At 37.6% G+C, this 14346-nt stretch carries 10 protein-coding genes; 4 read left to right on the top strand and 6 right to left on the bottom strand.

Translation table 11 applies throughout. The features are described from left to right. Nucleotides 1-30 precede the first annotated feature (30 nt). On the top strand, nucleotides 31-1278 hold the full coding sequence (locus tag ACQY77_RS03305) for a glycoside hydrolase family 28 protein (RefSeq protein ID WP_421939411.1): 1248 nt from the start codon (nucleotides 31-33) through the stop codon (nucleotides 1276-1278). 5 nt (nucleotides 1279-1283) lie between these two features. Here the strand turns inward: ACQY77_RS03305 and ACQY77_RS03300 are convergent, their stop codons facing one another. Further along, complete coding sequence (locus ACQY77_RS03300; RefSeq protein ID WP_421939412.1) at nucleotides 1284-1724, bottom strand: Fur family transcriptional regulator; 441 nt, start codon at nucleotides 1722-1724, stop codon at nucleotides 1284-1286. 182 nt (nucleotides 1725-1906) lie between these two features. On the opposite strand from ACQY77_RS03300, the gene ACQY77_RS03295 reads away from it, so the two are divergent. The 3 genes from ACQY77_RS03295 to ACQY77_RS03285 all read left to right on the top strand — a co-directional run bounded on the left by ACQY77_RS03295 (nucleotide 1907) and on the right by ACQY77_RS03285 (nucleotide 5282). Continuing rightward, on the top strand, nucleotides 1907-4363 hold the full coding sequence (locus ACQY77_RS03295) for a TonB-dependent receptor (protein ID WP_421939413.1): 2457 nt from the start codon (nucleotides 1907-1909) through the stop codon (nucleotides 4361-4363). Nucleotides 4364-4507: 144 nt separating this feature from the next. Further along, on the top strand, nucleotides 4508-4948 hold the full coding sequence (locus tag ACQY77_RS03290; protein WP_421939414.1) for a PaaI family thioesterase: 441 nt from the start codon (nucleotides 4508-4510) through the stop codon (nucleotides 4946-4948). Nucleotides 4949-5111: 163 nt separating this feature from the next. Continuing rightward, the gene (locus ACQY77_RS03285; RefSeq protein WP_421939415.1) at nucleotides 5112-5282 is read left to right on the top strand and encodes a hypothetical protein; all 171 of its coding nucleotides are present in this window, start codon (nucleotides 5112-5114) and stop codon (nucleotides 5280-5282) included. Nucleotides 5283-5464: 182 nt separating this feature from the next. Here ACQY77_RS03285 and ACQY77_RS03280 read toward each other — a convergent pair whose 3' ends face one another. The 5 genes from ACQY77_RS03280 to ACQY77_RS03260 all read right to left on the bottom strand — a co-directional run bounded on the left by ACQY77_RS03280 (nucleotide 5465) and on the right by ACQY77_RS03260 (nucleotide 14322). After that, nucleotides 5465-6736 (bottom strand): nucleoside recognition domain-containing protein, encoded by a 1272-nt coding sequence (locus ACQY77_RS03280; protein ID WP_421939416.1) that lies wholly within the window; start codon nucleotides 6734-6736, stop codon nucleotides 5465-5467. Between the two features lie 155 nt (nucleotides 6737-6891). Then, entirely contained in the window at nucleotides 6892-9750 is a 2859-nt protein-coding gene (locus ACQY77_RS03275) for a prolyl oligopeptidase family serine peptidase (RefSeq protein WP_421939417.1), read from the bottom strand. A gap of 311 nt (nucleotides 9751-10061) precedes the next feature. Next, nucleotides 10062-11864, bottom strand: coding sequence for a membrane protein insertase YidC (gene yidC, locus ACQY77_RS03270; protein ID WP_421939418.1), 1803 nt, complete (start codon nucleotides 11862-11864; stop codon nucleotides 10062-10064). 20 nt (nucleotides 11865-11884) lie between these two features. Continuing rightward, nucleotides 11885-13501 (bottom strand): CTP synthase, encoded by a 1617-nt coding sequence (locus ACQY77_RS03265; RefSeq protein ID WP_421939419.1) that lies wholly within the window; start codon nucleotides 13499-13501, stop codon nucleotides 11885-11887. A 278-nt stretch (nucleotides 13502-13779) separates the two neighbouring features. Next, nucleotides 13780-14322: a hypothetical protein gene (locus ACQY77_RS03260; RefSeq protein ID WP_421939420.1), complete on the bottom strand. Its 543-nt coding sequence runs from the start codon at nucleotides 14320-14322 to the stop codon at nucleotides 13780-13782. Between the last annotated feature and the right edge of the window lie 24 nt (nucleotides 14323-14346).

The raw sequence follows: 14346 nt of genomic DNA, 5'->3' as shown, positions 1-14346 counted from the left end.
GTTCCTTTCGTGCTGTGCTAACCAAATCTAATGAAAAAACTTTTTCTCTTCCTTTGCCTGTTGGCGAGCTTAAGCGTTCAATCTCAAGAATATGTCATCACAAAATATGGTGCAAACACCGACAGTACAAAACTTAATACAGTAGCTATTCAAAAGCTGATTGATCGGGTAAGTGCAAAAGGTGGTGGTACAATCGTAATCCCGAAAGGTATTTTCTTAACGGGGGCTTTGTTTTTTAAGCCGAAAACGAAATTACGCTTAGCACAGGGCGCGGTGTTGAAAGGATCAGACAATATTGCCCATTATCCTTTGATCCCATCCCGCATGGAAGGACAAAACCTGGATTATTATGCAGCTTTGGTAAATGCTTATAAAGTAGAGCATTTCTCTATTACGGGTCCGGGCGAAATAAATGGAAACGGATTGCGCTTTTGGAAAGCATTTTGGGCGCACCGGGATTCTTTAAAGAAACTTAATAAAAGCAGTACCAATCTGGAAGTTCACCGTCCGAGACTCTTGTTTATCTGGGGAAGCAATCGAGTTAAGATAACGAATGTAAAACTTCGTAATTCAGGTTTCTGGACTACCCATCTGTATCAATGTGAAGATGTGTTAATTGATAGTTGTGATATTCGTTCGCCTTTTGCGCCCGTAAAAGCACCAAGTACTGATGGAATAGATATTGATGTGTGTAAAAGAGTAACGATCAGAAATACCTATATTTCTGTAAATGATGATGCTGTTTGTATTAAAGGAGGAAAAGGACCGGACGCGCAAAAGCTACCGGGAAATGGAATTGTAGAAGATATCCTGGTAGAGAACTGCAATTTTGGCCAATCTCATGGAACTTTAACGTTAGGAAGCGAATGTATTCATGCCAAAAATATCACCCTTAGAAATTGTAAAGTGGATAATACGTGTCCGATTTTGAGGTTAAAAATGCGACCCGATACCTATCAGCTATTTGAAAATGTAACAGTAGAAAACATTAGTGGTAAGTGTGGGGTAATTATTGATATGAACCCCTGGAAACAATTTTTCAATCTTGGCGATAGTAAAGAAAAGCCTTATGGTACAGTAAGAAACATCAGGTTTACAAACATTGATGTAACTTGCCAGAGTTTCGGTACCATGCAGGGAAATCCAGCCGATCAGGTTTCTGGGATCTTGTTTAAAGATATAAAAGCAACATCAGAAACACCTGCGTTCAAAAATATTTATGATGGGGTCAAAGCTGAAAATGTAACTTTAAATGGAACACCTTTGGTTGTTCGCTAAGTACATTAATCAAGCAAGGCATTACATTCTTTGCAAATACCCGTTACCACTAAATTCATTTGGGTAGGGGTAAAGCCCTCTGGTATTTTGATGGCCGGGATTTTAACATCATCTATACAAAAAACCTTTTCGCAATTACTGCAGTTAAAATGTATATGCTCATCATGATGATCGTGTGCAGAACATGAGCTGGAGCAAATGGCATAATTTGCTGTTCCGTTATTATCCAGAATACGGTGGATAATCCCTTTTTCTTCAAAGGTTTTTAAGATCCGATAAAGCGTAACGCGATCAGTGTCTTTCCCAATAACTGTCTCTAAATAGGGTTGAGAAGTGGCAGAATCACGCTGAGATAGAATATCCAATACTTTCAGTCGAGCACCTGTACGCTTCAATCCGTTTTTAACCAATACCTGTTCGTATTTTTTCTCTGCCGTAGCTTCCATAATTTCTAACAAAAGGACTATTTACTTACAAATATACGCGCTAGGATCTTAATGCAACAATGTAAAAAATGCAATATTTAATTTATTGACAATTAAATTGTTGTTTATTATTAAAAATATAATTTGATTAATTTAAAATTAAATTTAGATTTGTCTAAAAATATATTTAGATAAGTTAATTCATGAGATTACTAATACTTTCAGTTTCCTTTTTACTTCTTTCCTTGCTTAGTTTTGGTCAGTCGGCTAAACTAATTGGGCAGATTAATGCCAACCACCAGCCCTTAGAAAATATCAACATTAAAATAAATACCTTAAAAAAAGTAGTTAAGTCTGGAGCAGATGGCCGTTTCATTTTTGAGGATGTACCACTTGGTGTCTGCGAATTACAAATCAGCGGATTAGGTTATGAATCTAAAAAATTATCCCTACAGGTTAAAAATGGCTTAAACGAGTTTGCTGTTGAGCTTCAAAATGCTTCCTCAAATCTGGATGATGTCGTGATTACAGGGGTGAACCGGGCTACCTCTCTGCGCAAAAGTCCTGTTCCAATTGCAGTACTGAGCAAGAAAGCCATGGATCAGAACGTAAATACGAATCTCATTGAGGCCATCGTTAAAGGTGTTCCAGGGGTTACTGCAGTTACAACCGGACCTAATGTTTCCAAGCCTTTTATTCGTGGATTGGGCTATAATCGTGTTTTAACGCTTTATGACGGTTTAAGGCAAGAAGGGCAGCAATGGGGTGACGAGCATGGTATTGAAGTAGATGAATACGGTATTAGTCGTGCAGAAGTGGTAAAAGGTCCTGCAAGCTTAACTTATGGATCTGATGCTTTGGCGGGGGTAATCAATATGATTCCTTACGTTCCTAATTCACAGGAAAATGGGTTAAAAGGAGATGCAACCTTAAATTATCAGAGTAATAACGGAATGCTGGGTGCTTCCCTCGGTTTAGCTTATGTACAAAACGACTGGAAATATACCTTCAGAGCCACTGGCAAAACAGCTCACAATTATCATAATCCAATTGATGGCTGGGTTTATGGTACCGCTTTTAGAGAGTATAATCTTTCGGCAAGCGCAAGGGTAGATAAGCCATGGGGATATTCTAAAACAGCTGCCACCTATTACAATAACCAGATGGAAATTCCCGATGGTAGCCGTGATTCGCTGAGCAGAAGATTTACCCGACAAATTTTAGATGATGGTGATGATATTAAAAACAGACCCATTGTACCTGATGCAGATTTAACCACTTATTCCATCAATCCGCTACACCAACATATTCAACATTTTAGGTTTTACAACAACAGCCAGTTTAAGTTTGGTAGCAGCGATTTAAATGTTTTATTGGGCGGGCAGCAAAGTGTAAGGCGGGAATATAATCATCCTACTGTGCCAAGTCAGGCCGGTTTGTATGTTGTTCTCAATACCTTTAATTATGATCTTAAATATAACTTACCCGATATATCAGGGATAGAAAGTACCATTGGAGTAAATGGAATGTACCAGCAGAACAGGAGTAAAGCCGCGACAGATTTTCCCATTCCGGATTATGATTTGTTTGATATTGGTGCTTTTCTGTTCGCAAAGAAAACATTTGGGAAGCTAGATATCTCGGGTGGTGTACGTTTGGATAGAAGAAATATCCAATGGGATGATTTTTATGTAGGTACAGATCCCGCAACCGGATTCGGTAAAAAAGTAGATGCAGGAAATCCCGGTGGAAATTTGCAGTTTCCCAATTTTAATAAAAACTATTATGGTTTTTCGGGAAGTTTAGGCCTAACCTATAATTTATCAGAAAGGTTATTGTTTAAAGCAAACATTGCCCGTGGTTACCGTGCACCAAATATTACCGAGATAGGTTCAAACGGTTTAGATCCGGGAGCACACATTGTGTATTTAGGTAACCGCACATTTAAGCCTGAATTTAATTTGCAGGAAGACATTGGTGTTATTGCTTATTTGAAGGAATTTGACTTAAGCCTGGAACTCTTTAACAACAACATTCAGAATTACATCTACCAATCGAGGTTAACAGATGCCAGTGGAAACCCGGTGGTAATTGTTCCGGGTAACCTCACTTATCAATATCAACAATCTAGAGCCAGGTTATATGGTGCGGAGCTGACGGTAAATATCCACCCAACTGCTGCCAAATGGTTAAGTTTTAATAATAGCCTGGCCTATGTTGTTGGATTAAACCAAAACGAAGCACTGTTAAATCTTCATGGCAATAAAGCCAGGTACCTGCCATTTATCCCGCCATTACAAATCAGAACGGAACTTAAGGCAACAGCTCAATCACCCATCAGCTTCCTTGATAAACCCTATTTTAAAATAGATGCGGCTATCTTTGCCGATCAGGATAAGTTTTATGCTTTAGATGATACTGAAACCTTTACCAGGGGATATACCTTATTCAATGCAGGGGTTGGCACTACACTAAAATCGAAAACAGGGAAAAACTGGTGCGATATCTTTATTCAATGCGATAATATCTTTAATATCGCTTACCAATCTAACTTAAACCGCTTAAAGTATTTCGAATATTACAGTGCCTCTCCTGATGGACGGTCCGGCATTTATAACATGGGAAGAAATTTCAGTTTCAAGGTGGTGATGCCATTTTAAGACCTGACAGGGAATGTGATAGCTATAAAGGTGCCGCATGAGCGACATTAAGTAGCAGAGAATGGATAGACAGTCTATTCTCCATTTCCTATTCTAATTCTCCAGTTTCATTTCCTAAATTTGCTCAACATCACTGATACCCATATGGAGCAATCATTAAGCGAGCAAAGATTAAATTTTTTAAGACAATCACTGGGGAAAGTGATTACTTCATCGCCCTCTAATTATATGAACTGGTTGGCACCTGTATTAATAAAGGCTGAGAGCGGTGTTCTGGTATGCCAATACACGGTGAGAAAAGAAATGACCAACCCTTATCAGATTTTACATGGAGGCGTAACTGCCGGAATTATTGATGACCTGATTGGTGCTACAGTTTATACCATGGGATTGAACGATCGCTATACTACGGTAAATAATTATATCGACTATTTTGCACCTGCTGCGGAGGGTGATGAAATCGTAGCCGAAACTGCAATTGTTAAAAGGGGAAAAACCATATTAAATTTACAGTGCGAGATATTTTTACCTTCAAAAAAACGTTTAATAGCTAAAGGCTATTCGAACATGTTAAACATAGGTTAAGCTAATTTTGAAAGCTTAAAGATTTTTTAGCTATTCCTTAAAACTAACCAAACATTCTCGTTAAAGATTTGTTGTAATTTAACCAAAAATATAATGAGCCATGTTAGAAAACTATTCCACACTGCAATTTATTGTTAGAGGCAAAATGTTTAAAGGGTTTTGCATGCGTATTCAAGATGATTTTCACGAGACTTATGCCGTTGTGTTAGACGGTTACCACTCTTTTTGCATCTGGATGGATAACAAATCTTCCAAATGGCGTGCTTCTAAAAATGCCGCCATTGATCCTGATGCACTTGACGAGATCATTAGTCGGATTTCATTGCCCGCGTAGAGAGAAAGCGTCTTTAGAACAAGTAGAAAGTATCAAGTACTTAGTATCAAGTAGAAAGTATTTAGTATAGAGAACTGATGTCGAAAAAATCATTGTGACCAACTTCTCTTAAGTCAGTTGACTCATGACTTACGACTCCAGACTAAATACTCCAGACTAAATACTCCAGACTAAAATAAAGGCTATCCGAAAAACAAATAGCAAATTCCTATTGCTGTACAAACACCTACTAAATCTGCCAATAGCATAGCGCCAATGGCATACCGGGTATTTTTAATTTGTACCGATCCAAAATATACCGCAACGACATAGAAAGTAGTATCTGAAGCGCCCTGAAATACGCCGGATAATCTGCTTGCAAATGAATCGGCTCCATACGTTTCCATTGTACTTACCATCATTCCTCTGGCAGCACCACCACTTAATGGTCTGATTAAAGCAGTAGGTAATCCTTCAACAAATCTTGTATCGGTACCCAGGTAAACGAAAATACTTTTAATTCCATTTATCACCACATCAAAAGTACCGCTTGTTCTAAGTAAGCTAATGGCAACCAACATACCCACCAGATAGGGAATAATGTTAATTGCCGTATTGAACCCGTTTTTAGCACCGTCAATAAATGCATCAAAAACATCAATTTTTTTATATAATGCCCCCAGAACAATCACCAGAAAAATGAATAGAATTAGCCCATTGCTGAGGATTCCCGAAAAAGACTGAATGCCTGTTGCATCCAGAGATCTGATGTATAAAACCAGGGTAGCAATAATTAAGGATAAACCGAAAATCCAGCCGATCACAACAGGTTGTAGCAGGTTAATTTTTTGCTTAAAGGAAACGATTAACATGGCTGCCATTGTTCCGACAAAGGTTACAATTAAACAAGGTATGAAGATATCAGTTGGGTTAGAAGCATTCTGAGAAGCACGGATAGCGATTACACTCACCGGAATTAAACTTAATCCTGCAGCGTGTAAGCACAAAAACATAATTTGTGCATTTGAGGCTGTATCCTTATTCGGATTTAGTTCCTGCAGGCTTTCCATTGCTTTTAGGCCGAATGGTGTAGCAGCATTATCTAAACCTAATAAATTGGCCGAAAAATTCATGATCATGTGCCCCATCGATGGATGCCCTTTTGGAATATCAGGGAAAAGCTTAGAAAAGAATGGACCAACAATTCTTGATAATAAACGGATTCCTCCGGCTTTCTCTGCAATACTCATTAATCCCATGAATAAAGCCAGAATTCCAATCAATTTTAAACAAAGCTCTACAGAAACCCAGCAGGTTTGAATAATACCATCTAATTTTAAAGGATTGGCAGCATCATCGGCTTTTCCGATTACCATCCAACTAAAAATATCGCTCTGACCGAAAAAAAAGCACTTGATACTGGCAACAACTATTGCCACAATGATAAATGCCGACCAAATTCTGCTTAATGCCATTAGGTTTGTTTAGTTTGAAATTTTAACGGTGTAAAATACCCTTTTTACTCGAAAAGTCCATAGCAGATAGTATTTAAAACTATTAACTATGGACTTTTTTAAATTATCTTCTGAATCTCGAATCAAGATTGTATACTCATGACTGAAGACTATAATTAAGGTTTATCATCTGTTAATTCAAAACCCCATGTTTTACCTTTTTCCGTCGCTGGAACACCAGATGTCATCCATAATGGTGCTTTAGCACCTTTTAAGTAATGATCAAAGAACTGCTGTTCACGAATCTGGATGTCTTTTTTATTTTGGCGTTGAACCAGGTTATGTGCTTCTCCGTTGTAGTTTAACATCCAAACCGGTTTTCCCAAGCGGCGTAAGCCTGTAAACATTTCAATTCCCTGGTACCATGGAACTGCTCCATCGGCATCGTTAGCCATAACCACTACTGGTGTATTCACTTTAGGGAATTTAAATAATGGCGAATTTTGGATATATAACTCAGGCTTTTCCCAAAGGGTTGCACCAATACGACTTTGTGTTTTTTCATATTGAAACTGACGGTTCATACCAGTTTCCCAACGAATACCTCCATAAGCGGAAGTCATGTTGGCAACAGGAGCACCGGCCCACGCAGCAGCATACATATTGTTTTCAGTTATTAAATAAGCAACCTGGTAACCTCCCCAGCTTTGTCCCTGCAAACCAATTTTTGTTCCATCAACCCAGCTGTTTTTCTTTAAATTTTCTACCCCCGAGTTAATGTATTCAACTGCCGACTGACCAGGATGGCCAGTTTCATAACTGATGTCTGGTGCAAAAACCAAATATCCGTTACTTACGAAGAATGAAATATTTAGGCGAGATGGAGTAGGAGCAGGTGGGTTATAAGCGTATAAGCCGTCAGAAAGTTTTTCATAGAAATAAACAATCATTGGGTATTTTTTACCTGGATCGAAGTTCTCTGGTTTATATAAGATACCTTGAGAAGAATATCCTTTAGGGGTTGTCCATTTAACCAGTTCAGCAGTTCCCCAGTTATAGTTTTGCTGTTGCGGATTGGTATTTGTTAGTTTCGTTTCCGTTTTGAAATCAGTAGTTACATAAACGTTTGGAGATGCTACATAACTTGCTTTATCGTAAATGTAAACGTCAGCGTCTTTTGCTTTTAATAAATCTGAATATTTAGCTTTAGCCATTACCACTAAATCCGGAGCCTTAACGCTGCCTACGTTTTTGCGATAGAAACCACTTTCCTTAGTTTCGTTGTTAAAACCATCCAGCCAAACCAGTTCGTTTGCTTTTACAAACTTAGTATCTACATTGCGCTCCAGGCGGTTTTCAGGTATCACTCTTTCATAACGGAAAGTGATTTTGTTCTCTCTTCCAAAACCATTGGTAATGTTTTTAGGCTGCGATTTTCCATCAGGAGAAATAGACCAGATATCATATCGATCGTAAATCAATACGGCTTTGTCTTCTTCAGTCCAGGTTGCAGCTCCATATGGATTAGCGAAATCAGGAACATCATTATCTTCATCTGCAAATTTTACTTTTAAACCTTCAGTCAGGTTAGTCACTTTGCCTGTTGCAATGGCATACGTATACCAATTGCCAGCTTTTTTATCGAAGTAAAGCACATAATTACTGCCAGGTGAAGCTGCTGCAAAACCGGTCAGGTTTTCAATAATTTTCTTGCGCTGGCCGTTTTTTGTATCAACCAGGTAATAATCTTTAGCCGTTGCACCGCTCCATTGAGATTCAATTCTGCGACCAAAATCCGTAGAAGCCAATACAAAATTTGCATCACCTTCCGATATCAAATTTGCATCCGGTAATTTGATATCGGTTAATGGAATTACTTTGGGGTCACTGCTATACACATCAATAACCGATAAATAACTCTTTTTGCTATCGCGTTCAGCATTTTTCAATTGCATAGGTTGTAAATAATCATCTTTATAATTCCAGATGTCTACTTTCGCAACTTCAAAATCAACAATGGTCGTATCCTTTGGTTTCTTTACCGGGGCAATCCCAAAGAATAACTTTTTGCCATCTTTGCTAAAAGTAACCTTACCATCACCACTTACCGACCATTTAGCAGGTAATCCGGGCATATCAAAGTCAACTATGATTTGAGCAGTATCAATGGTAGGAGAAGTATAATAAACATTCCAGTTTTTTACTTCCTGTTTTTCCGGACTTTGCTCCCCAACAAAAGCCAAATGTTCATTTTCTTCATCAAAAGCAAAGTTTTTAAAATTACCTTTCCCTTTGATTAATGTTTTTAAAGTTCCTTTTTCAGTATTTAATAAGAATACCCCTTGAGGAGCTGTTTTATCTTTTTTAGATCCGCTACAAGCGAAAGCTAACTGTTTTCCGTCTTTGCTAAAGGCGTATTCGGTTACATATTTATAGGTTTTGTCTACACCAGTTAGCAGGTTTTTAACAATAAGATCGGTTCCTTCTTCGGATTTGCCCTTTCCTGCAGGCTCATCATCGGCAAAATCTTCATCCGAATCTTTTTTCCCAACTGGTTTCGCTACATTTTTTGCCGTATCTGGTTTATCCATTAAATAAGCCAGTACGCCCGAACCTTCTTCAGGGAATTTATAAGATTTTACCCTGGCCACTTTAGTAAGCATAGCTGTTGTTAAATTGGCAATGCCCAACGAATCTTTAGGCATATCATCAGCTTTTTTCTTTTTAATCTTAGCCTGACGGATATCTTTATTTAAGGGACGGATGTTAAAAGCTGCAAATTTAGAATCGTTGCTAAATTGAGGGTTTATACCTCTGGGAACATTTATTTTTGCGTTGGTTTTTAAATTTAAGAGGTTCAGTTGGGCATCACCTTCTTGTTGTAAAACACCATACATGGCCCACTGCCCATTATTTGATAATTGTTTGGTTCCTACAGATTCCCAGGTATCATATACAGTATGATCCAAAGGTTTCTTTTGTGCGTAGGTAAAGCTAACGATGAAAAATAGAATGATAGTTAGTCTCTTGTGCATTTTTATGAATGATTAATTTGTTGGTTGAGGTATTAATCATCTAAAATTGGAAATTTTTAGCTGATTAAGAAACTTGTATGCCAAATATTACAATAGAAAGAAGCATCTGACCCAATTTAAAAGGGCTGGAGCATAAAACTCTGCTAGCTGCTATCGGTGAGAATTTTGCCCTACGAAGGAGGGTAACTTATGAATTCGATATGTAAATCCTAAGCTTTCCGGAAGGAAGTCAGGACAAGTATACGCAACCCATAACAAACAGCTTATAACTTAAAAGCCCCGGATGTTTCAAAACATCCGGGGCTTTCTGATTATTTTTTAGCTTGTTGTTGCGCTTGTTGCTGTTGACGCATATAATCGTCTAAACGCTGCTGAAACTTTGATTTTTTCTTTTTCTCTTCAGGTTTAGCTTTATTTTCCTGAATCATGGCGTGAATTTTATTGTCATCAACCATTTTTCTGATAATAAACTGCTGACCAAAGGTCATTAAGTTGGCTAAAAAGTAGTAGTAGTTTAATCCAGCCGGATAACTATTTAATACCCCCAGGAAGATGATTGGCATAATGTAGCCGATATATTTCATTTGACCTGTAGCACCTGAAGTTTGATTATTGAAATAAGTCATGATTAACGTAGAGATCGTCATCAAAACGCACATCAAGCTTAAGTGATCACCAATGAAAGGAATCTTAACGCCAAATTTGATAAACTCATCGTAAGTAGATAAATCTTTCATCCACAAGAAACTTTCTCCCCTTAGTTCGAATAAGTTAGGGAAGAAGAAGAAGAAAGCCATCACCAAAGGCAATTGAAGTACCATCGGTAAACATCCCCCAAGTGGGTTCACTCCAGCTTTTTTGTAGAGTTTCAAATATTCCTGTTGAACCAAAGTTGGATTATCTTCACCCACTTTTGCTTTAATTTCATCCATTTCAGGTTTTAAAACTCTCATTTTAGCCATTGAAAGGTATGACTTATAAGTAAGTGGCGATAAAGCAACTTTTAATAAAATGGTTAAAACCAGGATAATTAAACCGAAATTCCAACCAAAGTTATTTAAGAAATTAAATACCGGTAACACGATAAAACGGTTAATGTACTTTAGCGGCCAGTAACCTAAGTCTACTTGTTTCTCTAATTCGTAGCCTTGATCTTTTAAAGCGGAGAACTTATTGGTTCCGAAATAGAACTCCATGTCATAGCTTTGGTTAGCTGTGTGCGCATATGGCAATTGCATATTGGCATCATAAAACTTAACCTGGCCAGGTGCTGTAGGGATTTTAACTTCTAAACTTCCTTTTTCAAAACCTTGTTTAGCAATTAATGATGCAGAGAAAAAGTGTTGTTTGAAAGAGAACCACTGGATTTTTCCTTTGGTTAGATCTTCTTTTTCATCTTTGGCAACGCTTAAATGATCTACATCACCATCAACATATTTGTAATATGGCGCTGAATAGCGATGCTCACTTTCAAGAGATTTTTCTTGTTGTAATAAAGTAGTTTGCCAGTTTAGGCCAATGTTATTGCCCGCAATAACTTGTTGCAAGCCTACTAAGTTAATTTTGAAATCTACTTTGTTGCTTAAGCCTTTCAAATTGTAAACATATTCTACATAGGCGTTAGGACCATAAGTAGCACGCATACTCACTGTATTGGCTGTTTTGGTAGGTGTAAAGAATAAATCGTTGGTATTGATTACTTTACCTGCAGCATTTAAACTTAAACCAAATTTGTTTTCCGCACCATCGAATAGAATTAAGGGTTTACCCGCAAAAGTTTTTTGGCCTTTAACCTCAACTGATGAAATTCTACCGCCTTTATTACTAAGGCTGATCAACAAATTTTCGTTTTCTAATACTGTTTTCGATTCAGTTCCTGTCAGTGCAGTTCCAAAAGGACCTTTTAAAGCTGCCGAATCTAATGCCGGACTAACAGCTGCAGTATTTGTAATTGTATTTTTTACTGCTGGGGTAGCGCCTGTTTTCTTAAGATTTTCTATGCTATCTCTTTCTTTGGCCTTTTTTATTTCAGCCTCGCTGGGCTTAAAAAAGTAGAATGATCCTGCCAAAATGATCATAATCAGGAATAATCCTGTGAAGGTATTTCTATCCATTATAAGTATCTAAACTGCGTTTAATTCGTTTTCTTTTTTGCAAAGTCCATCGCAGCGGCCACAAATTTAACAAAAAGTGGGTGAGGATTCGCAACTGTTGATTTTAATTCTGGGTGAAATTGTCCGCCAACAAAGAAAGGATGGTTTTTAAGTTCTACAATCTCCACCAAATTAGTTTGTGGGTTAATACCAGAAGCAATCATTCCAGCTTCTTCATATTGTTTCAGGTATTCGTTATTGAACTCATAACGATGGCGGTGACGCTCATTGATATGTTGCTTTCCATAAATTGCAAAAGCTTTAGTTCCTTTTTTAATGTCACAAGGGTAAGATCCTAAACGCATTGTGCCACCCATGTTCACAATGTTTTTTTGCTCTTCCATCATGTTGATTACCGGATTTTTAGTTGCCGGCTCAATCTCAGTGGTATGAGCATCTTTTAATCCTAAAACATTTCTTCCAAATTCTACAACTGCACACTGCATGCCCAGGCAGATTCCGAAGAAAGGAATATTGTTCTCACGAACATATTTAATGGTGTCAATTTTTCCTTCAATACCACGGCTGCCAAAGCCCGGAGCAACTAAAACACCTTGCAGATGACCTAATTTCTCTTTAACGTTATCCGGGAAAATTCCTTCAGAATGGATATACTCTACACGAACTTTACACTCATTTTTTGAACCTGCATGTACAAAAGATTCAATAATAGATTTGTAAGCATCTGGTAGCTCTACATATTTACCAATTAAACCAATTTTTACTTCGGCTGTAGGGTTTTTCAAACGACCAAGGAAATCTTTCCAGCTTTCCATATCAGGGTCGTTCTTAGTAGGAAGTTTTAATTTTGATAAAACGGTTTTGTCTAATTGTTCTTTTAACATCAATAAAGGAACATCATAAATGGTTGATGCATCCATTGATTCGATTACTGCATTGATGTTAACGTTACAGAATAAAGCAATTTTTTTTCTGATATCTGCAGTAATGTGGTGTTCGGTACGGCAAACCAGTATATCGGGTTGGATGCCATATTCTAATAATGCCTTAACAGAGTGTTGTGTTGGTTTGGTCTTTAACTCACCGGCAGCAGCCAGGAAAGGAATTAAAGTTAAGTGGATTACTATCGCATTACTGTTTCCTTCTTCCCATTTAAACTGACGTACAGCTTCAATAAACGGTAAAGATTCAATATCGCCTACAGTACCGCCTAATTCAGTAATCACGATATCATATTCGCCGCTATCACCCAAAATGCGCATGTTGCGTTTAATTTCATCAGTAATGTGAGGCACTACCTGTACGGTTTTTCCCAAATATTCACCTTTACGTTCTTTATTAATTACATTTTGGTAAATACGACCAGTGGTGATGTTGTTAGCTTGGGAGGTTGGAACATTTAAGAAACGCTCATAGTGGCCAAGATCTAAATCCGTTTCCGCACCATCTTCGGTAACAAAGCATTCCCCATGTTCATAAGGATTTAAAGTTCCCGGATCGATATTGATATATGGATCAAATTTCTGGATGGTTACACGGTAGCCCCGTGCCTGTAAAAGCTTAGCTAAAGAAGCGGAGATGATGCCCTTACCTAAAGAGGAAGTAACACCGCCCGTAACAAAAATATACTTAGTCATGGATTATTTTTTGTGCAACAAATGTATTTTGATGCTTTTTGTACGGGATACAAAGGTAAGAAAATTCCTCGCTTTTTGAAGTGATAAAGTTGAGATATTTTAAATGTGATAATCCTGTGTTTTTCAACTGAATACATCGCATGCCCAAACATCCGCTCATTAATTGATCAATAACCAAGTTTCTTTTAAGTCAATAATAACCCTGTTTTTAGATAACAGTTCGCAATTTTCAATTTACGTCAGCAATTAAACAGTTGAGCAATTAGCCATGTAGCCCGCTAACAACAATTGTAATAAACCTTCACCTTGTGTTCTTTTTCACTCCAGGCGATGTAAATATTGTTTTCCTTACCTAAGCGATATTTAAAGCCATTCAAGCCAGATTTTTTTAATTCTTCGTATAAGATTTTATCCGGAGTATAGTTGTCCGCCTTGTCATCCGGCATCACGGCAGGCTCCAGAAAGTTTTCTTCGCTGAAAAAGTCATCAGCTATTGTTTTTAAAAAGATAATCTGATCTTTCTCCTTACTCAAATCTATATTCGGATCAGTACTTCCCAACAATTCTGTGCCTTTTATTTTTGCGTTATATATCTGCTCTCCAGCTGCATTTTTGATGCTGAAATTGAGCACCATTTCTTCTGGCTTTCTGCCATTAAGTTCTATTTTAAATGTATCAAGGGTTTTTAAACTTGAAAAAGATTTTACATTAGATTGATTTACGTTTTTGAATTCAATCGCATTATCTTTTTCCTTACCTGATGGGGTACAAGCACTGAAGATAGACAATACAACAAGGGCAAAAATGGATAGGTGTTTCATAGGCATTTTCATTACCCACAAAAT

The sequence above is a fragment of the Pedobacter sp. genome, from assembly GCF_965279535.1.
Lineage (GTDB): Bacteria > Bacteroidota > Bacteroidia > Sphingobacteriales > Sphingobacteriaceae > Pedobacter.
Note: the sequence above shows the minus strand (reverse complement) of the source record. Positions and strands in the feature narration are given on the sequence as shown.